Here is a 22,643-nt window from a genome sequence, read left to right as displayed (position 1 = left end):
CTGCCGAATGTTTAGTTAACTGACTTCAAATACTGTCTAAAAACATCAGTCCTGTAATAGATTAATCCATAAATAACCATAGTTACAACATTCATCAGCAGATATGCAGAAGTTAAATATATTGCACCATGCTGAACATTCCAAAAGTACAAAACACAAAAGAATATAAGAAATGTTAGAAAATCCTTTGTGAAACAGATAATAAAAACGATCCAATTTTTAGAACATGAGAATAAAAACTGTTCAAGGACATTCAAGATACTAGAAAAAACCGGAATAAAGATTACAATCCTTAATACCGTAGTGAGACCATGAAATGATTCCCCGTACATTTTTGAAATATATGGGGCAATAAAACTTAATAACAAAGCTGGAAAAAGAGTCGTTACAAATGAAATTAGGACAGCGTTTCTCAAAACTTGTTTTTTTGAAGCAGAATCGTTCTTTGAAAAATAGGAAAGTATAACGTTTCTTAATACAGTAGGAATAAATAGCAATACAATATACCATTGCATTGCAGCTGCATACAAAGCAACCTCATCATAATTCTGATAAGTTTGAAGCAAAAAATAATTCAACCAGAGAAAAAGAGAAAAGAATGCCTCAATAAGAGTTAAGGGTAGAGAGAAAATCAGAATATCTTTATATGCCGGTTCTGTATGTGTAGATATGTTTTTAAATGAATTGGTGCTTAATAGCTTAAGTTCTTTGTCAATCAATATAAAATATAAAACTGCATTAGCGGCCTGAATGAGTAGCAAAGCAAAACATGCTCCTGTTAATCCATAATAATAAGCAAGAACAGGGAGAAATAAGATGGTGACTAATCCCATTACAATATTAACTGATGTAAGCTTTTTAAATATTCCAAAACCCGCAATAACACCATTCTGAGCAGTTGAAACCGCTGTGAGCAGCACCCAGAGAGATAGAATTTTTATTTCTTGCGAGAATGTAAGACTATTATAATATAAAAGAGAAATTTTTGACGAAAAGACATACAGAAGAAATGAAATTAACCCACTGAAAACAAGGGTAATAGTGTAAATCTTTCTTACCAAATATTTAGGATTAGTTTTTTTTAGAATGATATAATCTGCAATGAATTTTGTTGAAGAGTACCCCAAACCAAATGTAGTAAAAATTGCAAGCGTCGTAAGTGTGTTCTTCAGGGAGTTAAATTCACCAAAAACAGTTTTTTGCAGAATGCGTGCAAGCATGATAGAGGTGATCAAAGCAGCACCTCTAAATATGACATTCCCCAAAAGTGCCCAAAAACTGTCTTGTAGGAAACTATTATTTAATATTCTTTTAAATATTAGCTTCATTCTCTACCTATAAGCTTCTGAAACCAAGTCTTTTCTTCAGCTTGATAACCATAACCATACTTATTTCCATAGCTGAAATACTCCTTCTTAACATCATTCAACACAAATGCTACATTTTTGATTTTCTTTTGATCAATTAAATTATCTGCGAAATCTATTAATTTCTTTTCCGTATAGTTGGATCTGGTAACGTAAACAGTAGAATCTGAATAGTCTGCAAATAATAATGAATCTGTAACCAACATCAAAGGTGCTGTATCCAAAATGACATAATCATAACGTTTACTTACTTCATCAATTAAGGTTTTCATTCTACCATTGCTAAGCAACTCTGTTGGATTAGGAGGAATACTTCCAGAATAAAGAAAATCACAGTAGGAATTTATGTTAGACTGGTGAATTACATCCTCAGGTTTTATCGTTGAGTCATACAAATATTCTGTTAACCCGGCAATGCCTTTTGCAGAAGGATTATATCTCTGCAACTGTGGATTCCTAATATCGGCGCCAATGACGAGAACTTTAGTTTTAGCATTTGCCAAGGTAAGACCAATATTTACGGAAACGAATGTCTTACCTTCTCCTTTCACTGAAGATGTAACAAAGATTATTTGTGCTTTGTCTTTTCTTGGAAGCATAAACTTCATGTTGGTAACTAAAATTCTAAATGCTTCAGCCATTGGTGACAAATCGTTCTGTACAACAATGTCAGATTCACCCTTAACAACACTTGGTAACTCGCCAATAATGTTTGCTTTACTTATCTTCTCTAGATCATGCTTACTTCTTACTTTATTGTTCAGAATCTCACGTAGATAAATAAACATACCGGGTATCAGTAAACCTAGTATAACGCCCACAGGTAAAATTATAAGTTTCTTTGGAGCTACCGGCTTTATTGAAGGAAAAGCATAGTCAACAATTTTTGCCTTCGGTGTAGTATTTGCTAAAAGTATAGCGGTTTCTTCTCTTTTCTGTAAGAGAATAAGATAAAGATTTTCTTTGATGGATTGTTGTCTTTCAATGTTTCTAAACATTTTTTCCCAAACCGGAACTTTTCTAATTTTGGAGTTCAGTACATTTTGTTCACTTATAATTTGATTGCGAATTTCGCTCAAACTAGTCCGATTCTTAACAAGATTATCCATGATTGCAGTTCTTACATTGGCAATCTGTTTTGTAAGTTCTACAATGGCTGGATTTTGCGGCGTTGCAGATTCTAGAAGTCTATTTCGCTCCATAACCAACTCATTATAAGTGCTAATATTTGCTGAAGCTGTGGGATTACTAAGACCAATTGTAGATGGCAAAACTTGATTTGTACCTTGTTTTGAAAGATAGCTAATCAAATCATTATTAATTGATAACTGTGTTTCAGTATCTAACAACCTCGATCTGGATGCCGCCGAATTCCCTAAATTAATTTGTGTTTCGGTAGGAATATCAGTAATTTGATTTGCGGTTTTAAATCTTTGTTTTTCATCTTCAACTTCCCCTAATTCATTGGTAATAATAGAAAGTCTTTCATCAATAAATTCTTTGGTTTTCTTTGATTCGGAATTTTTATCATTGATTGCGTCATCATTATAAGCATCGATGAGTGTATTTACAACTTTTTTTCCTTTCTCTATATTGGCATACTTAAAATTAATGCCAATAACAGTCGCGTCTTTGTCTACTAGACTAATATCAAGATTCTTCTGTAAATCGATGACGGTTTTCTCTTCAGGAGTAAAGGTGAAAAAGAAGTTTTCTAATTTCTTTGCTTTGACTTTATTAAAATTCGGGTTTTTTACAATCATCAAATTTGCGTAGGGCAAGCTGATAGTCTTGTTGTATGTGGTCGTAATTGGCTTGCTAAAATTATCTGCATCAAGTGTAAGTATATCACCTGACATCTTAACCTTGACCGGTCGTATTTTTACATCAGGGTCAATCTCCTTTTCCGTGATAACTTTTACAGCGAAGGGCATCATTTCCCCATATAATTCAGGTTTTTTCAATCCATTTTCGGCAAAAACTTTTGTACGAATGCCTAGTCGCTCTACTACTTCCTTCATGAGCTTTCTAGACCTCAATAACTCCATCTCATTATTAATCGTACTCGAAGATCGTCCACCAAAACTTGAAAGTTCAGACATCATCCCAAAATCCAGAGCCGATTTTTTGACATCACGAATGAGTACTGTAGAACGTATTTCATAGACTGGTGATGTCCTTAAAATGTAAAACAAAACCAAAGATATGAGCAAAAATAACGAAAGTAAAAACCATTTCCATTTATTAAGGTAAGGTCTAATTATCTCGCTTATATTTATTTCTTCTGAATTTTCTGCTTTTGAGATCTGACTCATTTTCTAAACTAAATTATTTTTTAAAAATGGTAATAAAAATGCCCGCAAGACCGATCACCATACCTGCAACCGCAATGTATATACCGGTGTTTGGATCCTGCCTTGCAACTTTTTCTTTGTTTTCGTTCGACGCAACATAGATTACATCATTCTGCTTCAACTGAAAATAGGGGGAATTGATGAAATTAGCATCCATCATATCGATTCGATGCTTAGAAATTTCGTTATCAGCGTTACGCACAATAAGTACGTTGCGTCTATCAGCATACATTGTGACATCTCCAGCTAAACCTAATGCAGCCAAGAGATTAGTTTGTCCCTCCGGTACACCCACAATACCGGGTCGAGCGACTTCACCCAATACGGTAACTTTGAAGTTTGCAAGCCGAACGGTAACCGTAGGATTAATCACATATTTTGAAATTTGCGTAGTGAGTTCTTGCTTGATCGCTTCAACAGTTTTATTTTGAACATTAATTTTACCCAGTGTTGGAAAGTCGATTTCGTAGGATGTATCAACAATGTAAGGTTTTTCAGAAGAAGGCGCATTTACTGCGGTGGAAGTTTGAGTAGAGTAATAATTTTGGTTGAATGGTCTTACTACATCCATGTTTTTTGCAGTGACGTAGATCAAAAGGTTATCCCCGATCTGGATTGTAGGATAAGCATTCTTCATCGATGCTTCTACCGCGACCTGTTCTACATTTTGCATGTAGTTTAACTGGCTGGTTTTTTCTTTTGTTTTACATGCGGTAATAAAAAAAATGACGCATAGGAACCATGGAATATTTTTATTCATTATAAATCTTCTAAAAAAATTTTTGCAAATATACAATTCTGTATTACTTATCCAAAACCTCGTAAATGGAATTGTTGCTTTTGAATTCGGGAACGATCTCCTTCAAAATCTGCACCACTTCAACTTTTTCCCTTCGAAAGGCAGAACGAATAATTCTTTTGAAGAAAACCTCGATTTCTTCATAAGCCATTGTAGGATCTTTTGAAATCATTATTTTCTCGTTGTGGGTAGGCATTGTCTTAGCGTCATCGCTTAACAGTTCTTCATATAATTTCTCGCCCGGTCTTAAACCTGTGAAAACAATTTTGATATCAGAATTTGGCTCAAATCCTGATAGCTTAATCATCCTTGTGGCAAGATCAAGAATTTTCATTGGTTCCCCCATATCAAAAACGAAAATCTCACCTCCCTTGCCCATTGTACCTGCTTGCAAAACGAGATCACAAGCTTCGGGGATTGTCATGAAATACCGCACAATATCGGGATGAGTGATTGTAACCGGACCTCCTGCTTCAATCTGTTTTTTGAAGTGCGGTATTACAGAACCATTTGAACCTAAAACATTCCCAAAACGTGTGGTAATGAATTTTGTAATATTTCCTTCGGTATTCTGCAGTGCCTGCACAAAAAGTTCAGCAGCTCGTTTCGATGCACCCATCACATTGGTTGGCTTTACCGCCTTATCCGTTGATACCATTACAAACCGGTTTACCTTGTACTTACAAGACAGCGTGGCCAAATTTCTACTGCCGAGCACATTGACCAAAATTGCTTCATGTGGATTTTCTTCAATCATTGGCACATGTTTGTAAGCAGCCGCATGATAGACCATAGAGAAACGGTACTTCTCGAAAAGCGGTTCAATCCTATGAATGTTAGAAATATCTGCTAGAACAAACTTGAACTGAATATGAGGATAGCTTTTGCGCATTTCAAGCTCTATCTCGTAAAGCGGCGTTTCTGCCTGATCCACGACAACTATGACTTCGGGATCAAATTGTGCAACTTGTCTCAATATTTCGCTTCCTATTGATCCAGCTCCACCGGTTATCAATACGGATTTCTTATAGTGTCTTTTTTTGACCTCTTCATTTTCGATCCTGATCGGTTTACGATTGAGAAGATCTTCAATCTGAAGATTTCGGATAGTCATCCCAAAATCACTATCTCGCAGTTTTTGTACAGAAGGCGCTTTGAAAACTTGAAGATCTTTTTCAAGAAAAAGATTAACCCAAGAATCCATCTCGTTTTTGGCCATCATTTCCTTAACTATCAAAACCCCATCTAACGCAAGGTCTTCCTTCGTATTTCGTTCTATTTTTTCTTTAATGAATATGGGTTTCCCAAGCAAATGAGCACGTTTGGAGTCGTGTCTTTGGGTTAAAAATCCTACTACATGGTAAGGCAAATTTGGATTATCCAGGATAGCTCTTGCAATAGCAATGGACTGCTCATCAATACCCAAAACCAAAATCCTTTTCTTGAGAGTACTTCGCCTAAATTCACGCGCAATGTGAAAGAACTCTTTCACAAAAAGTCGGAATATGAACAGCAACATAAAAGAAGATGCAAAAAAAATTGCTAGGAAAGGAACCGACATATGAATCATTCGGAATCCTGAAACAATCCGTACTGAGAAACTAATGACACCGACAACAATCGCTGTACATAAAGTAGCCAAGAAAAGCTTAAAAAGATCAATAAATGTAGAATGTCTAATAATTCCGGCATATGTACGGAAAGCCACCATGAATACAACACTTGTAGCCACAATCAACCCATACATATATCGCCCGTCATAAAAAACCTTTTGGGTACTAAAGCTCAGCTTTTCTATAAGATAACAAGAAAAAGAAATAGCGAGAAAAATAAAGAAAACATCAATTAACAATATTATCCATCGTGGTAAATATCTTATATCTGATAAGTTCATAATATTATCCCCGCTGTATATTTTCTTCCTGATTTTTTTGCGGAAATTCATTTCATTAATTGATTAATAAACAAAAAATAACTACCTCACAAAAGAGAGCCACACTAAAGTATACGAAAATACGAAAATTCGACTAATTTTCAATTTTTCCTTATGATAATAAGAATACCTCGGATAGTACTTCCTTAATCCTTACAAAATCTTTGTCGGAAAGATTAGAGCCAGATGGTAGACAGAGACCATTCCTAAACAAATTATCAGAGAGATGAGATCCGAAAAATAAAGCATCCCTAAACACTGGCTGCATGTGCATTGGTTTCCACACTGGCCTTGTCTCGATATTTTGCTGATGAAAATTATGTCGAAGTTGTGCTGAATCTATTTTCGATGAAGGGTCGAGCTGAACGATACTAAGCCAATGGTTAGAAAAGAAATCTGAACTTGGCTCCATATGTAGCTTAAAGTGTGGGTGATCTTTAAATATTTCTTTGTAAAAGAAGTGGTTTTTTCGGCGTTGATCGATCCTTTCCGCAAGCACCTCCATTTGCCCTCTACCAATCCCTGCACAAATATTACTCATCCTATAGTTGTATCCAATATAAGTATGCTCATAATGTGGCGCATCATCTTTTGCTTGTGTTGACAAGAAAACCGCCTTATTCTTAAACTCCATATCTTTAAGGATAAGTGCGCCGCCACCTGAGGTTGTAATTATTTTGTTCCCATTGAAACTAAGAACCGAGAGGTCACCGAAAGTTCCACATTTTTGTCCTTTGTAGGAGCTTCCCAACGCTTCCGCGCTGTCTTCAATAACCGGAATTTCGTATTTTTCTGACAAAGCCTTTATTTCATCTGCCTTGTAGGGCATTCCATATAATGATACAGCAATAATAGCTTTTGGTTTCTTCCCTTTAGAAATCCCATACTTTATCGCGTCTTCAACAGCGTTGGGACACAGATTCCAGGTATCTTTCTCGCTGTCTACAAAAATCGGGACAGCTCCCATATAGACGATAGGATTTGCAGAAGCAGAAAACGTTAAGGATTGGCATATGACAAAGTCATCTTTCTCTACACCCAATAAAATAAGTGCAAGATGTAATGCCGCAGTTCCTGAACTTAATACTGCTACATAAATATCTTCATTAAGAAATTTTTCGATATCATGCTCAAAACCATTCACATTAGGACCTTGCGGAGCAATCCAGTTTTCGTCAAATGCCTGTTGAATGTATTTCATTTCGGCACCGCCCATATGAGGCGATGAAAGCCAAATTTTTTCGTTTTTCATTTTTCTTGCTTCATCTTTATAAGCCGTCCAGGATTTCCCACGACTACGGCATTATCAGGAACATCATTCAAGATTACAGATCCTGCCCCGACAGTGGCATTCTCACCAATCGTCACTCCTTGAATAATATTTGCTCCCATACCGATATGGGCACCCTTTTTAATCATAATATTTCCCGCCAAAGTTGCGTTGGGTGAAACATGTACAAAATCCTCGATAACACACTCATGTTCAATAACTGCTCCAGTGTTAATAATACAATGCTTACCTATTTTCACTTCTGCATTAATACACACTTTCGGCATGATCACAGTACCTTCTCCAATCTGCACAAATCGTGAAACATAGGCGGTATGGTGCTGCATTGTTTCAAATTCGCAGAGAAACTTTATGTCATTACATATCTTTTCTCTGATTTTATTATCACCAATCGCAATAATAACCTTTTTTCCTTGGATTAACCCTTTTTCCGGCTTATAGATGGCCAGATTATGCGGAAAATTCTCAGGTGGGTTATCATCCACCAAATACTCCAGCAGGTGGTTGTTTGAAAGGATGAGGTCATAGATCACTTTTGCCTGTCCTCTGGCTCCATAAAGAATCATACAGAACTCCCTTTAAACGGTTCCACACTCACATAATTATTGGGGTTTATCCCGTGTCTCTTGTACACTTTTTCTAATGTGATCAAGATTATCTTCATATCTAATACGAAAGATACATGATCAACATATTCCACATCGTAGTGAAATTTTTCTTCCCAACTCAGGGCGTTGCGCCCGTTCACCTGTGCCCAACCCGTAATTCCCGGTCTAACCTCGTGTCTTCTTTTTTGTATCGCATTGTATAATGGAAGATATTCGGGCAAAAGCGGTCTGGGTCCAACCAAACTCATATCTCCTTTCAGCACGTTAAGTAGCTGAGGCAGTTCATCAAGAGAGGTTTTTCTTACAATTTTACCAACAAATGTCAACCGATCGTAATCGGGGAGCAAATTACCATCTTTGTCCTTTTTATCATTCATCGACTTGAACTTGATGATCTTAAATATCTTCCCATCTTTACCGGGTCTTCTCTGAAAGAAAAATGGCTTCCCATTATTACTTATTGCCAGCAGCAAGCTAACAACAAGAAAAACAGGACTTAACAAAATGAAAGCTACAAGTGCAACAGTAAAATCTAATACAGGTTTTAGTTGGTTTTTGTACATTTTATACAGTACTGAGCCCAAATTTAATCTAAAAAGAATAAATTTCAACTCTTGGTTATTATAATTCTCTTGCGGGAATAGTATACAATAAGTCCTACGGCAGTTATTGCAAGTAGAGGGACATAGTCATCAATTGGCGTTGGTGGCGGATCGTCGTCGCCTGGTGGATCACCGGGAGCATTTTCCATTTGGTAAGAACCTTCCACGTTGTTCTGTCCGTCATTCTGCTGGAAACGGTTTCCGTATTCCTGCGAAAACACATTCCCACAGACCCAGAGCAACAGTATTATTATAGTTTTTTTCATTTTGTTTCTTGAATGATTGTACTATTTAAAACTAAATTATAAATACTTAGCTAAATAATTGACAATGCGTTTTTATTTCAACGAATTTATGATTTTTTTTAAAACTCACAACTACGACTTCAAAAATTTAATAATAAGTTAAAGACATAACCAGTAAATTTTACTTCTATTTTTTCGAATGCAAAAGTAATAAACTTTTTAGTTTTTTTGTGATAAAAACACAACTGCTTTCAAAAAAATAAAGTGCGCTGTTTATTGAAAGCAGTTATGACAATTTCGGTTTAATTCTTAATCACCTTTTTATTGATCACTTCTCCTTTAGCCAAAGAGATTTTCATAACATACATTCCTCTCACAAAACTAAAAGAATTAATTTCCGCGATTTTGGCATTAGGTGATACAGTTGAAATCAATCTTCCTGAAGTATCATAAACTTGAATGTTTGATATCGTTTCTGAGGATTTCACTACAATGATTCTTCTTTGCTAAAAATGGAAACGCTTTCCTTTATGTTGTCACCAGTTGCCAAATTAGGAATCTCATACACTACTTCAAATCGACCATTGTCCATTCCCTGCTGTGTTTAGTTATGGTCCCGTCTGCAGAGGACGTACTTCTTATTTTTGTTTTCAGATAGAGAATCTGTTGCGGATTATTCCAGTTGTACACACTGAACATATTGACCGCACCACTGCTGGATGCGGTTAACTGAGCTTCGGATCCTGTTCCCAGTGAAGTACCAGGATTGGCCAGGATTAAAGAACCTCCAGCAGTCCCCATTCGAACTCTGTACGTTCCTCCTCCTGCAGGTGTTCCAGTGAAAAAGTTGGTAATTCCAGCTCCACCGTTATTGGCGTTGGATCCATCGGCAGTTCCTGTACCAGTGCCAAAATCATAGGTATAGATCTGCCCGAATACATCAACGGACATAAATAACAAAACGAAAGCAAATAAACCGCTTATTCTAAAAAATAAATCTTTACTCATATTAATGTTTTTTGTGCCTTTATTACAATTTTCAAACCGATTCGCAAAAATTTTTCGAAAGGATTAAGGTTACAAAATTATTAATTTTTATTTCAACTTTTGAATTTCAGCTGTTAATTCTTAAGAACAATTATATTTAGTACTCTCAAACAACGATGAATACAGCTAAATCCTATAAATATTTTTCATCTCATTATCAAAAAGAATACCAACCTCTATATTAACCAAATAATAAATTTTCACTAATTTTTTAGAAACTAAATTTAAGAAAAAAAGCTGCAGCGTCCAAAGAAGCTACAGCTTTTTTATCATCTTGTCCCGCAATTTACCTCACCACTTTTCTGGTAACGATATTTCCGCTTGCAGTAGTGATTTTCAATACATAGACCGCGTTGCTGGTAGATTCTGCATCATAAACTGCTTTTGCAGAATTTGGCTACTGTACTGAAATTAATTTGCCTGATGTGTCATAGACTTGAATTTGCGTGATATTTTCAGACGCTTTTACTACAAATGTATATCCGTCGCGGTACACCAAAATATCTTTTTTCACCATAGAATCGGTTCCTAAAACCGCACCTGTTTCATACACGATTTCGAAGCGTGACTCGTCAGCTCCAACATTGGCTGTGAAAGTGTAGTCTCCATTTTGAAGGTTTGTGTAAGTTCCCTGTACTTTATCGTGCAGGTAAATTGGTTGTCCACTCTCGAACACCCCTCCTCTTTCCACCATCGAAATGGTATGGATTCCCGGTTGGAACATTTTCATGCCCAGATTTACTACATCCGTAACCAGCAGCGGATAAGCCCTTCCCTGAATAAGGAATCAGATCCCACGATCAGCAAGGGTGCATCAGTATTCACATCGAATGCGTTGGTCGAGTTGATAAGTGTTAGGAATCTCCAAAAAAATCCCTTTTTTTTGGAGATTATCCGCAACTCACAATCTTTCTTAATAAATTATTCTAAGCATATTATCTATTAAAAATTTCTTAAAATTTTCCTGAGAAAACTGATAAAAACAGAAAATCTCAAAATGAGAAATAAAAAAATCGGGAACACCTACGGTTCCCGAAATGATTTTGAAGAGGTAAAAGAGGGCTTAAAAAATTGATTATCTAATGACCTTTTTAGTTATCTGTTGATCTTGTTGCTCAATTTTGAGAATATAGACGCCATTAGAAAGCGCTTCCGCGTCCATCCTGATTTCTTTCGCTTTATTTTTGTTTGATCTGACCATTCTTCCCGACGAATCATAAACTTCCACGCTTTTGATTTCCTCTTTGTGGGAGCGGATCACGAAGGCATTTCCGTCGCGGTAGACCTCAACATCTCCTTTTGCTGTGGAGTCGGAAGCACCAAGGATTGCCTCCGGAAGGTAACGGATTTCAAACCGTCCCGCACTGGTTCCCTGCTCAGCGGAGAATACATAATCTGAAATACTAAGGTTGGTTTCAATTCCGGTGAGCTTGTCTTTCAGGTATATGGTTTGTGTACCGTCAAAAACTCCTTCTTTATTCAGCAAACTGATGGTATAGTTTCCTGTTTCATACATTACCGCACCAAGTTTAACCACATCATTCGTGTTCAGCGGATAACTTCTTCCCTGGATAATCAGTTTTTCATCATTCACGCTACTGTAGAACACGTCGCTGCCCATTTTGAAAACCTGCGAATCGTAATCTTCGTCAATGCCATCGGTTGCACCATCAATATAGCCGATAAGTAGCGTATTAAAATTTCCCGAAGGAGTGGTCAGTTTCAACCAATAGCGGTCAAGCTGATCAGTAGTTCCGGACAGACCTTTGTTGTAAAATACAGAGGAATGGTCTGGTCGGTTATCTCGGATGGAATTGCTAAACACCAAATTTATATTATTATTCCCTGGTTTTGCCTGCACCATAAAACCTTGCCCCACTTTGATATATTCTGTTGGAATCTTAAATGAATTGGTCGCTGCAGCACCTCCTGTAGCATTGAGTGCTGCGTAGTTGGCGCCGTTGTAAGTTGATCCCTGCGGAGTTGAAGGAGTTGGATTGGTATTGGTCCAGAAATAGGCCTTGTTTTGAATTTTAGTATTGTTGTTCTGGTAAAATTTTCTAAAATTGATATTGGACGGATACGGATTTCCCACTAAATTATAACCTGCAACAGCATGCAGCCCTGTCATAGGGTCGGTTACCGGAGTATAGGAAAGTGGGAAAGAAATCGTTGCATTGTTTACTGTACCTACAAAAACGTAGGGATGCACTACTGCTGTAGTACTGTATGTTGACGAAAGATTGGTATTTGCCGCACGGATTGCATACCCTTTTCCAGGAATAAAATTCTGATTATAGTCTACTGTTTCGAAAAGGTCGGTAGATTCCCTATAAGTATAAAATCTAGTCGCTACCGTAAGAGGAGAAAATGCTTTGAGCTGTTGTGACTGAACAGGTGATCCCCAATAGGTATAGTCAAGGCGTTTCATCAACGCATCGCGGTGGATTTCGTAAGTTCCCGTTCCGCTGTTGGAATTTACATCTTTAACCTGTACGAAACCGGCATCATTTTGAACCGACACAATGCCGTTGTTCACCATCCAGTCGGAAACGGTTACAGGATTTCCTGCAGCAACGGTAAGTTTTGCACCACTCTTAATCTCACATTGGCATGCCTGAAAAGAACCATTTACTGCTGAATCATAATTTCCATCAATAATCACTTTGTCGGAATTAATGGGAACAGTATTTCGCGACCATTGGGTACCGTTCCAAATATTGGGATTCAAACCGGTACTGGTGATTTTTACGGCATCGATGACCCACATTTCCTTGTCACTGTTATTCCCCGCAGTAATTCTAACTTTGAGCGCTGCAACGGCAGGAAGATTGGTAATTGATAAGGCATTGATTGCACCCGAAGTATAAGCTTTAAAATACTGTGGATTATTACTTTCGTTGTAGCCGATAGAGGCCGGTGAACCGTTGGCACTTCCAAAACTCCATGCCACATTCATTTCTCCAGCGACAACTGCTGCCTGCTTGTACCAGTTAGCACCTCCATCCGGACTCACCTCGATTAAAAACCGGTCGATCTTTTCCGTGTCATTGGTTAAACACGTATTTCCGGTATTGGAACAGTCGATCCCGTTTGTAGTACTTCCAATGGAAAAACCGGCAATTTTCATCGATAGTTCAATGTTTGTGTAGTGTAATGTACTTACAGGATCAAAAGTAAAGATAAGTCCGGACTCAATTTCGCCCACGAGATCTTTTCCCTGCACAGCATAGCCCTGTAATCCTTCAGCATAGAAGTTATTGTTGGATGGTCGATCAGCGGTGGTGCTTTTCCCTGAAATAAGCCCTGTGAGCGGACCTGGTTCACCAAAGCTCGTCGTTGAAAAAGCAAGCGGATCAGTAGTCGCTCCTTCAAATCCCTGCTGAGCAAGTATGATTTTACCCACTGCCGCGCAATACTGCCCATTTCCACGGATGGCAAAGGTGAATGGATTTTGGGTGGAATCGTTATTTGATATCGTAACGGTTGCATTCTTAACCCCTTCTGATACCGGAGCGAACTGTGCAGAAAACGTGTACGTCTCGAACTGATTAAGCGTTGTTCCCGGTGCAGGCGGATTGATCAGGACAAAATTAGAAACATCTGCGCCGGTAAGCGTAATCTCATTGATCACTAAAGGTAGCGCTCCCCTGTTCTCAATTACGTAATCTTTTATGATACTGGAGCTTCCCAAATTGGTTCCGGCAAAAAGTGTGTTGTTCAAACCAGTTGGGTTGCTGCTGCCATTATTAATCGTACTTCCTGCGCCTGTAACTTTTATAGAAGGTATACCCGCAGTTACTTCCCCGCTCAAAGCAATTGTCTTCGAGGCAGTTCCCGGCGTAGCAATGGTAATAGTTCCGGAATAAATTCCAATGGGAAGTCCGTCTTTCAACCTCACATGGATGCTCGGATTGGTTTGTGCGGTGTTCGAAGCAGTCTTCGGTAAGGTAATGCTATTGTAAGGACTTGTATTGCTTCCATCATAAGTTAGGTTGGTTGAGATTTCCCAGTTTGTGGTGGAAGTTACGGTAACATCACTACTAAGATTGCTCGCGTTCACTGTGAAGTTCTGTGTATCGGAAGGTCCCTGAGAAAGCGGATACGTAAATCCACTGAGCGCAGTGGTGGATACATTAAGTACCGGTTCCAAAACCTGGGCTTTTATCTTATAGGAATAAACGGTGGTGTTCGACGCGTTGCTGCCAATCATCACCGTATCTTCATAGATTCCTGGAGTTGTTTTCGTAAATGTGATCGTAAAAGTCTGGTTACTGTATCCCGTCATCGGGTTGGTTGCCGGTTGTGCAGATACGTTGAACCCTTTTGAACCGTCAAGCATTAACACTGCAGGAGTGTCTAAAATCAGATTGGCAGAACCATTATTTTCAATGGTAAAGGTTTTGGTAATTGGAGCAGAAATTAATGTCGTACCGAAGTCAGTGTTGTTGCCGGTAGAAGTGGTGGTACTTCCATTGGGAATGGTGATGTTGTTACCTTTTACGTTGATTACGGGGGTTGGTGATCCGGAGAAGCAGGTCCAGGAAATGTCGTCGATGGTGTATCTCGCCCCCGAAGACTCTAGTGTAATCACTATATTTCCCGGTATATTAATATTACTGAATGTTTTTGTTATAACTGTTGAGCCATCCATTTCAGAATAAAGCAATGTTCCAACGCTCGTTCCATTTATTTTTAAAACTAAATTTCCAGAACTTTCAGCAAAAGGAAATTTCGTTTTTAGTGTCAAACTTGCTATCCCATTATTGAATGTTGGTGAGGTTACCGCTCCGCTTCTTATTGTAATTGCTTTTCCGTTAATCGTCTGATCTTCTCTTGCATCCGTGGCAGTCCACGCACCGGTATTCCCACCCGTCGAATCAATACCTGTCCAAGTTCGTGTGCCGTAACTTGCAGTAGTTCCAATTCCGCTAAACGTCTCGGAAAAAGTACAAACTGCCGCCGTCACGCTCCCCGAAACTGCCACATTCTGTGTGGTTGCACCGGTACTGGATAAAGAAATATTCCCCGAATAATTGTTCACTGCAAGTCCGGAAACAAGACGTGCGTAAACCGTGCCACCTGAAACTGGCAAACTTACCGTATTGCTAAAAGTGCTGTTATTGGTTGAAACCTCAAAGTTGGCAGGTGCGGTTACGGTAATTCCGGAACTCAAATTATTTCCCGTTACGGTAAAGCTTTGCGATGCAGAAGGACCACTACCCGCAACATAGGTAAAACCACTGAGCGATGTGGGAATAGCCGAAATAGAGGGCGTTGAGCCGGTATTTACGGTGAGCGAGTAACTTAATGTCGCCGCACAGAAAGATCCGTTTGCAGCGGTTGTTGCAGTGATGTTTGCAGATCCGGCTCCCGCAATCGTTACCAATCCTGTCGTTGTATTTACAGTAGCAACCGCGGTATTACTGCTGCTGTACGTTACCGTACCTGTGGAATTGGTGGTAAAAGTATTGGTAAACGCAGGATCGCCGACAGTTTTTGTTACAGAAGAAGAGGAAAAGGATTGAGTGGGGGTTGTGCAGGAAGATTTTGTCAAATTTATTGCTCCTAATGCAATATTCCCAGAAGTTTTAATACTATAAGTCCACCTAATGTGCCTTGTGGTGTTCTTAGGATTATCATTAAAAGTAGTTGTCGTATTATTTTTGTTAGTAATGGTCCGAAGAGTAGTCCAATTGATGCCATTATCGGATTCTTCAATTAAGAACGTGCCCGAAGTAGCGCTACCAGTACCTGGATTTCCTTTGACATTATAACTTAAAACTCCTGGATAATCTGAGAAAAACAGGTTAAGAGCAGCTCCCTGTGTATCAAATTTCAGCTTCGGGGACGCTGAATAATCTGAACCTAATCCAGATTGGGTTAGTCCGGTGGGCAATGAACCTTTTCCATCATCATAAGAAAATGGCAGTGTAGCCTGCCCCCTTCCTTTTATAGACAAAACAGCAAAAACGAGCGAAAAAACAAAACGCAGTAAATATATTTTTTTCATAATCTTTAGTTTAAAAGCATACAGGGCTAAAATGCAAGAGCAATATTTATCGTAACCACTGACTCGCACGGCACAAAGTTACTATATTTTTGCTTTGCGATGTGTTTTTTTTTAGTTAATTAATTATTAATTTTTAGAAATAAAAAAGAAGGACGGCATCACCTGTCCTTCTTTACAAAATATTTGATCTCCCGTGATTTAGTTTCTCACTTTCTTCACGGTGATTTTTCCTTTTTGAAACACTTTCAGGATAAAAACACCTGGGGCTGATCGATTTTCTACCCGTAACTCATTACCGTTTGCATTTGAACGGTAGACCAGTTTCCCCGAAAGGTCATAAAGCTGAACCTCAACTATTTTCTCAGATGACTTCACGACTACATCTGCTCCGTCTTTATAGATGATTATATCTTCTCTTGCCCCCGGATTTACAGAAAGCACATTTTTGTCCAGATAAACAATCTCGAAACGGGTATCGTTGGAACCTTTTTCAGCGGAGAACTGATAATCCCCTTCCTGCAAATTTTTGTAAACGCCTGTAACTTTATCATGAAGATACACCGGATTACCGTCATTAAAAATTCCTTCTTTACCGGCGAGCGATACCGTGTGAATTCCGTCCTGATAAGCTACAAACCCAATCTGCACCTTGTCGTCCTGCTTAAGCGGGTAGCTTCTTCCCTGGATTGCCAATTTGTGTTCATCGACAACAGAATAGAAGGAATCAGAACCGATGATACGTAACTTGCCGTCATATTCAGCATCAAACTGGTCTTTTGCACCCTCTGTATAAACAATTGCTAAAGAATTGCTGTTGCCCAATGGTGAGGTGAGTTTAAGCCAGAACCGGTCTTTAGCTGCAGAAACGCCACGATGCGCTACATTGAAGAAGATACCGGTTTTCCTTTCTGTTCTTATATTGTTGTTAAAGTGCAAAACAGCACCATCAGTTTTTGCCAGTACGAAAAATCCCTGTCCGGTTTTGATGATATTGGTTGGAACCTGGGTTCCGTTGGTGGCAGGATTCCCGGTTCCACCCACATACTGTGCATAGTTGTTGGCTACATAGTTCCCATTTGGATCGGCCGAGTTCACATAGGTCCAAAAATAGGCAGTGCTTTCAATTGCTGCACTGTTTTGCTGATACAGTTGGTCAAAATCGATATTCGACGGGTACGGATTTCCTACCAAATTAAAGCCCTGTCCCAGTTTTTGAAGCGTTACCGAATAAGCCCCGTTATTTGGCTTCCCTGTGAATACGCCGGTAAACAGGTTTGCCGAGCTGGTTTCGCTGTACGTTGAAGGAAAATTATTTGGTGACCGAACTACATAACCTTTCCCCGGAACGAATACCGTTGAGCTGGTAAGTCCGTTGGTATTAAAAGTATCATCGGTCTCATTGTAAAGATAAAATCGGTTGGTCAAAGTTTGCGGTGAAAAACCGAACAAGTTCTGCTGAGCAACCGGAGCTCCCCACAACGTGTAATCAAGACGCTTCATTCTGGACTGTCTTTTTACAGTGATATTCCCAGTATTTTGAGCATTGTCATTTTTCTGAATCAACCCTGCGTCACTGTCCACTGTAAAAGTACCTGAAATAACTTCAATTTCACCGTCCAAGGTCAAGCTGCTGTTTCCGGGAACGGTAACTTTCGCTCCTGAAACTACTTCCAATGCACAACCCTGCACATCTCCGGAAAAAGAATAATCGTTATAGATCACGATTCTTTTGGTAATATCAGGAAGCCCGTTACTCCACTGATTACCTTCGAAAGCCGTTGCACTTACTGTTACCGCGGCAACCGGCGAGAAAACGCTGCAAGTACCGTTGGCAATTAAAGCACGGTAAAATAAATTTTGCTGAAGACTACCGATATGGATCTGACTTGCTGTTTCCGCAATATCTACAACACCGCTGCTGAAATCCGAAGTTGGCGACGACTGCCACTTTACGATATTTCCGGTGTGTCCGGTAAGTGTTACAGTGTTATTACCATATTTGCTGCACAGATTAACTCCGCTGATAGTTCCGGCATCTGGTTTTGCATACACCTGAATGGTAACGTCTCCCGATACCGAAGTTGAGTTTTTGCTCACCGTATAACGGAATGTGTAGGTACCCGGAAGTGTAAGCACCATCGTTCCCAAAAACTGTGCAGTTGAATTTCCACTAGGTAAACTGTATCCTGGTGGCGCACTCACAACCTGCCATTTATAGGTTAAGTCCGTAACAGTATTTGCAGTTGCAGTGATATTTACGCTTTCTCCTGAGCAGATTGCATTGGGCGTTGCAAGAGGTTCCGCCTTAAGCGATCCTCCATTTTCGTTGATCGTTGAAAAATCACCCACCGTGGTATTTCCGCTTCCGGTACAAGCAGCATATTTCACAGATCCGATAAAAACGGCAACATTATTATTACAGTCCGAAGATTGAATTCCGTTGGTTCCGGTATATCCGGTGATCTCAATTTTGGTATTCGCCGCTAAGCGAACCTGTCTTTTCTTTCCGTTCAGATACAATGTTCCGGCGTTAATTTGCAATACTGACGTAGTTGGCAAAGTAAGATCTGCATCAATCTGAAGAAAACCCTCAATAACAAGGGTTCCAATACTGATCGTCGGGAGTGATGTAAAAATTGAAGTCTGCGCAGAAACCGTTACTTTATAGTTTCCAGAGGTTTGACCAGGATATTGCGTTGCAGGCACCCAAGAAGTCCCATTAAAGGTCTCCCAAGCAGAAACGGTAATCCAGTTCTGGCTTGCAGACTGTGGAACCTTAGTTCTGAAATCACCGGCACTTTGGGCAAATGTAAAAAATGAGACCAATAGAAAAACAAAGAAAATTGTTTTCCTGGTCAAAATGCTGCTTATAGCGAACTTATTTTGCAGCTGTTGAAATTCTTTCATAGATGATGAATTAATGGTTACAACTCAACTCATCATTTGTGTTTTTTTCGCCATTAATAGAAGCCAGACAGCAAAAAATAAGCGCTGCGTCTTCTCATGACGGTGCAAAGATAAATCAAAAAAAACAATATCTTTTAAGAGCCTGTTTAGAGCCTGTTTAAATTTTATTCAATAAAAGTTTTATATCGGAAATTTTCTTTACCCCGTCCCTAAAGGGAGGAAAATTTCCTTCCAAATAAACCTGAATTTGCTCCTTTTAGGGTTGGGGAAAACAAATTCAGGTCTATTTGGTAAAATTTAAACCTGCTCTAAATTTTTATTAAAACCCTATACTAGTCCACCGAACAGCCAGGTATTTTGGATACCACAAAAATTAAAAGAACTTAAACTAAACAGGATTAGTTTTTTTCTGCCGCGGAAAGAAGAGCAAAAAAAATGTTAGAATTCCTTAATTTTGCGAAAAAAGCCCATGCTCCTTATCGACTCCCCTTCCAACAATGCCTATTTCAATATCGCTACCGAAGAATACCTTCTGAGCAGATTCCCAACCGAAGACCTGTTTTTACTTTATGTAAATGCACCCTCCATCATTGTTGGAAAATTCCAGAATACGCTTGCTGAAATCAACCTCGATTACGTAAAAGAAAAAGGAATAAATGTAGTACGCAGAATGTCAGGAGGAGGCGCAGTTTACCATGATTTGGGCAACCTCAACTTCTCTTTCCACACGCTTTTAGGAGACCATGATTTCGGGGATTTCAAACAGTTTACCGAACCGGTGCTGAAACTTTTGAACAAACTTGGAGTACCCGCAGTTCTTAAAGGACGAAATGACCTTCTGGTAGAAGACAAGAAATTCAGCGGCAACGCAAAACTCGCAAGACTGGGAAAAATGATCCAACACGGCACCATCCTCCTGAATTCTGAAATGGAAGTTCTGGCAGAAGCTTTAAAAGTGAACCCCCTAAAATTTACCGACAAAGGAACAAAATCCACCCGATCACGCGTCACCAACCTCATCCATTATCTTCCGGAAGGAACAACGACCGAGAAGATGAAGCACCTGCTAAAAGAAGAAATTGCCGCCAACAATCCGGGAGCGAAAGCGTACATGCTCACTGCTGAAGATATTGCCGGAATCGAGCAGCTCGCCAAAGAAAAATACGAAACCTGGGACTGGAATTTCGGTTTTTCGCCGAACTATAATTTTCAGAAAGCGATTAAAGTTCCCGCCGGTTTTATTGAAGTGCATTTGGACGTGGTAAAAGGAACCATCGAAAAGGCAAAGATTTTCGGCGACTTTTTCGCATCCCGACCTGTAGAGGAATTAGAATCTAAACTGATCGGGCTCCATCATGAAGTTGAACAGCTCACGAAACTTTTCGAATCAGAAAACCTCACTGAATTCTTCGGAAATGTAACGGTGGAGGAAGTTGTGGAGGCGTTTAAGTAACTTCCTGAAAATCATCGACTATGTAGTTAAGTGACTGAGTGATTGCACCGTTGCAGCTGCGCCGAGGTGAGACTCCTTTGGAGTGACAAAACGCAGGGTATAATATGTACGTCACTTTAAAGACAACTTTTGTCGTGCTGGAAGAACCTCAACCACGCGCAGCGGCAAGGTTGAAAAAAATTTCTAACTTTGATCAAAACTCAACCATGAACGCTTTCTTCGAAGGGTACCACACCTACTACATTTACATCATCACCAACAAAAACAGCACAGTCCTTTAGACGGGAGTAAACAACCATTTAGCCAGAAGACTGTGGCAGCACCAAACAAGGTTAAACCCCAAAAGTTTTTCGGCGCGGTATCACCTCGGATATTTATTGTATTACGAAAAATTCACATAGATTCAGGAAGCTATCGCCAGAGAGAAGGAAATCAAGGATTTTACCCGGGCGAAAAAATGGGAACTGATTCGCAGGGTCAATCCACAGCTGGAGTTCCTCAACCATTTGTTTGAGTACAGTGAGTGAGTGTACCGGTACGGCTTCGCCGCGGTGGGCAACCTTCGAAGTGATAAAACGCTTCTTATAGCATGTCCTCAATTTGACGATAACGTTTGTTGCTCTGGAAGCACCTCAACGGTTTTGGCTAAGAAGTTTTCCGTATTCCTCAAGGAGTGCGTTCCATACTATTTCTCGCCGGTAATTGGATACAATTTCTGTTCTGGAGTTACTTTTTAGACGGTTTCTGAGTTCTGGATCAAAAACTTTCCGCATCGCTTTCAGAAGCTGATCACTGTTCTTTGCCGGAACAATAAGTCCATTTTCGCCATCCTTGATTATTTCATTGCAGCCGTTAATATCGGTTACAATGGCTGGAAGCTCCATCGAACCTGCTTGAAGCACCACATTCGGAAATCCTTCACGGTAACTCGGAAATACCAATACATCCGATAGCGCAAAATAAGGACGCACATCATCGCGGTAACCCGTGGTAATGATATTGAAGTTTTTCTCAATCTCAGCAATGGTTTCCGGTGAAAGCGGATCGAGTTCCTGTTCCAGTGGTCCTACCAGGAGAAGTTTCACATTCGATAAATCGATGCCATTATTGGAAAATGTAAAATCTCTGCTGTTTCGAAGTTCACAAAATGCTTTTACCAATTCGTTGATTCCCTTATCTTTTACCAATCGCCCGACAAATATAAAAACAAAGTCTTTTTCAGAAATTCCTAACTCATTGCGTAAAGTAACTCTGGCGTCTTCAGAAATATGAGAACGGTTAAAAAATTCAGTATCGATCCCGTTGGAACTCCCTTTCCCGATGACTTTAAGTTTTGTGGGATTACAGAATTTTTCGTTAAGGATAATTTGTTTCAATCCAAAAGAGTTCGGATAAACATGCGTTGCGCACCGGTACGTAAACCATTCCACGAAATTCAGAACTTTCCTTTTTGCTCCACTTGTTTCCAGTAAAGGCAATCCTGCAACGGTATGCGCACGAACCGGAACACCCGCAAGAAAACCAGCCAACATTCCAACCAATCCCGCTTTAGGAGTATGGGTGTGAATAATTTCCGGGCTTTCTTTTCGTAGAAACCTGTACATTTTCCAAACGGCCCGTAAATCCTTAATCGGGGTAATTTGCCTCGTCATTTCAACATGAAAATACTTTACTCCATATTTTCGGGCCACTCTTTTCAGCTCCTCCTCTTCCGCAGCAACCGCAGTTAGATCAAAATGCCCGTTCATAAAACGCAGTTGCTCCCCCAGAAGTTTGTCTAAGGAAAGCGGAATAGTGGTAACGCGGATGAGTTTTTTCATGTCTTGTTTCTGGCTGCGAAGATAATGAAAAGTCGGAAGCTGGGCGGCAATTTTTGTGTTGGTGTGTGGGTGAGTTGGTGAATTGGAGCGGGAAAATGTCAATAGTGAATTCACGGAGCTGTGAATTTCTTCGAGTGAGTTTATCCACGTTGGAACTTGAAACTCGAAATGCGCAGCATTCACGAACTCATAAAAGAAAATAAA

General features: G+C 39.4%; 16 protein-coding genes. 2 read left to right on the top strand and 14 right to left on the bottom strand.

Translation table 11 applies throughout. The features are described 5' to 3' along the window. Nucleotides 1–11: 11 nt before the first annotated feature. The 13 genes from MTP09_RS02590 to MTP09_RS02535 all read right to left on the bottom strand — a co-directional run bounded on the left by MTP09_RS02590 (nucleotide 12) and on the right by MTP09_RS02535 (nucleotide 19,166). Nucleotides 12–1,328: an oligosaccharide flippase family protein gene (locus MTP09_RS02590; protein ID WP_243550357.1), complete on the bottom strand. Its 1,317-nt coding sequence runs from the start codon at nucleotides 1,326–1,328 to the stop codon at nucleotides 12–14. Continuing rightward, the gene (locus MTP09_RS02585) at nucleotides 1,325–3,682 is read right to left on the bottom strand and encodes a GumC family protein (RefSeq protein WP_243550356.1); all 2,358 of its coding nucleotides are present in this window, start codon (nucleotides 3,680–3,682) and stop codon (nucleotides 1,325–1,327) included. The genes MTP09_RS02590 and MTP09_RS02585 overlap by 4 nt, the downstream gene beginning before the upstream one ends. Nucleotides 3,683–3,695: 13 nt before the next feature. Beyond that, nucleotides 3,696–4,481, bottom strand: a complete 786-nt coding sequence (locus MTP09_RS02580; protein ID WP_243550355.1) for a polysaccharide biosynthesis/export family protein — start codon at nucleotides 4,479–4,481, stop codon at nucleotides 3,696–3,698. 43 nt (nucleotides 4,482–4,524) lie between these two features. Beyond that, nucleotides 4,525–6,465: a nucleoside-diphosphate sugar epimerase/dehydratase gene (locus MTP09_RS02575; RefSeq protein WP_243550354.1), complete on the bottom strand. Its 1,941-nt coding sequence runs from the start codon at nucleotides 6,463–6,465 to the stop codon at nucleotides 4,525–4,527. A 100-nt stretch (nucleotides 6,466–6,565) separates the two neighbouring features. After that, entirely contained in the window at nucleotides 6,566–7,705 is a 1,140-nt protein-coding gene (locus MTP09_RS02570) for a DegT/DnrJ/EryC1/StrS family aminotransferase (protein ID WP_243550353.1), read from the bottom strand. Then, nucleotides 7,702–8,310 (bottom strand): acetyltransferase, encoded by a 609-nt coding sequence (locus tag MTP09_RS02565; protein ID WP_243550352.1) that lies wholly within the window; start codon nucleotides 8,308–8,310, stop codon nucleotides 7,702–7,704. Before MTP09_RS02565 ends, MTP09_RS02570 begins: the two co-directional genes overlap by 4 nt. Then, complete coding sequence (locus MTP09_RS02560; protein ID WP_243551567.1) at nucleotides 8,307–8,915, bottom strand: sugar transferase; 609 nt, start codon at nucleotides 8,913–8,915, stop codon at nucleotides 8,307–8,309. Before MTP09_RS02560 ends, MTP09_RS02565 begins: the two co-directional genes overlap by 4 nt. A gap of 44 nt (nucleotides 8,916–8,959) precedes the next feature. After that, a complete protein-coding gene (locus tag MTP09_RS02555) occupies nucleotides 8,960–9,196 on the bottom strand; it encodes a hypothetical protein (protein ID WP_243550351.1) in 237 nt (78 codons plus the stop codon). 305 nt (nucleotides 9,197–9,501) lie between these two features. Then, nucleotides 9,502–9,687 carry a T9SS type A sorting domain-containing protein gene (locus tag MTP09_RS14505; protein WP_396022240.1) on the bottom strand — a complete coding sequence of 62 codons (186 nt, stop codon included), beginning with the start codon at nucleotides 9,685–9,687 and terminating at the stop codon, nucleotides 9,502–9,504. 79 nt (nucleotides 9,688–9,766) lie between these two features. After that, entirely contained in the window at nucleotides 9,767–10,207 is a 441-nt protein-coding gene (locus tag MTP09_RS02550; protein ID WP_243550350.1) for a hypothetical protein, read from the bottom strand. A 436-nt stretch (nucleotides 10,208–10,643) separates the two neighbouring features. Continuing rightward, nucleotides 10,644–10,976 (bottom strand): hypothetical protein, encoded by a 333-nt coding sequence (locus MTP09_RS02545; protein ID WP_243550349.1) that lies wholly within the window; start codon nucleotides 10,974–10,976, stop codon nucleotides 10,644–10,646. A gap of 345 nt (nucleotides 10,977–11,321) precedes the next feature. Next, on the bottom strand, nucleotides 11,322–16,259 hold the full coding sequence (locus MTP09_RS02540; protein WP_243550348.1) for a choice-of-anchor D domain-containing protein: 4,938 nt from the start codon (nucleotides 16,257–16,259) through the stop codon (nucleotides 11,322–11,324). A 198-nt stretch (nucleotides 16,260–16,457) separates the two neighbouring features. After that, complete coding sequence (locus MTP09_RS02535) at nucleotides 16,458–19,166, bottom strand: T9SS type A sorting domain-containing protein (protein ID WP_243550347.1); 2,709 nt, start codon at nucleotides 19,164–19,166, stop codon at nucleotides 16,458–16,460. A 469-nt stretch (nucleotides 19,167–19,635) separates the two neighbouring features. Here MTP09_RS02535 and MTP09_RS02530 point away from each other — a divergent pair, with 469 nt between their 5' ends. Continuing rightward, entirely contained in the window at nucleotides 19,636–20,619 is a 984-nt protein-coding gene (locus MTP09_RS02530; RefSeq protein ID WP_243550346.1) for a lipoate--protein ligase, read from the top strand. A 104-nt stretch (nucleotides 20,620–20,723) separates the two neighbouring features. Beyond that, complete coding sequence (locus tag MTP09_RS14425) at nucleotides 20,724–20,900, top strand: hypothetical protein (RefSeq protein WP_317618768.1); 177 nt, start codon at nucleotides 20,724–20,726, stop codon at nucleotides 20,898–20,900. A 351-nt stretch (nucleotides 20,901–21,251) separates the two neighbouring features. Here the strand turns inward: MTP09_RS14425 and MTP09_RS02520 are convergent, their stop codons facing one another. Further along, nucleotides 21,252–22,553 (bottom strand): glycosyltransferase family 4 protein, encoded by a 1,302-nt coding sequence (locus MTP09_RS02520; protein ID WP_317618767.1) that lies wholly within the window; start codon nucleotides 22,551–22,553, stop codon nucleotides 21,252–21,254. Between the last annotated feature and the right edge of the window lie 90 nt (nucleotides 22,554–22,643).

The sequence above is a fragment of the Chryseobacterium suipulveris genome (assembly GCF_022811685.1).
Lineage (GTDB): Bacteria > Bacteroidota > Bacteroidia > Flavobacteriales > Weeksellaceae > Kaistella > Kaistella suipulveris.
This window is presented reverse-complemented; position numbering and strand designations above follow the sequence as displayed.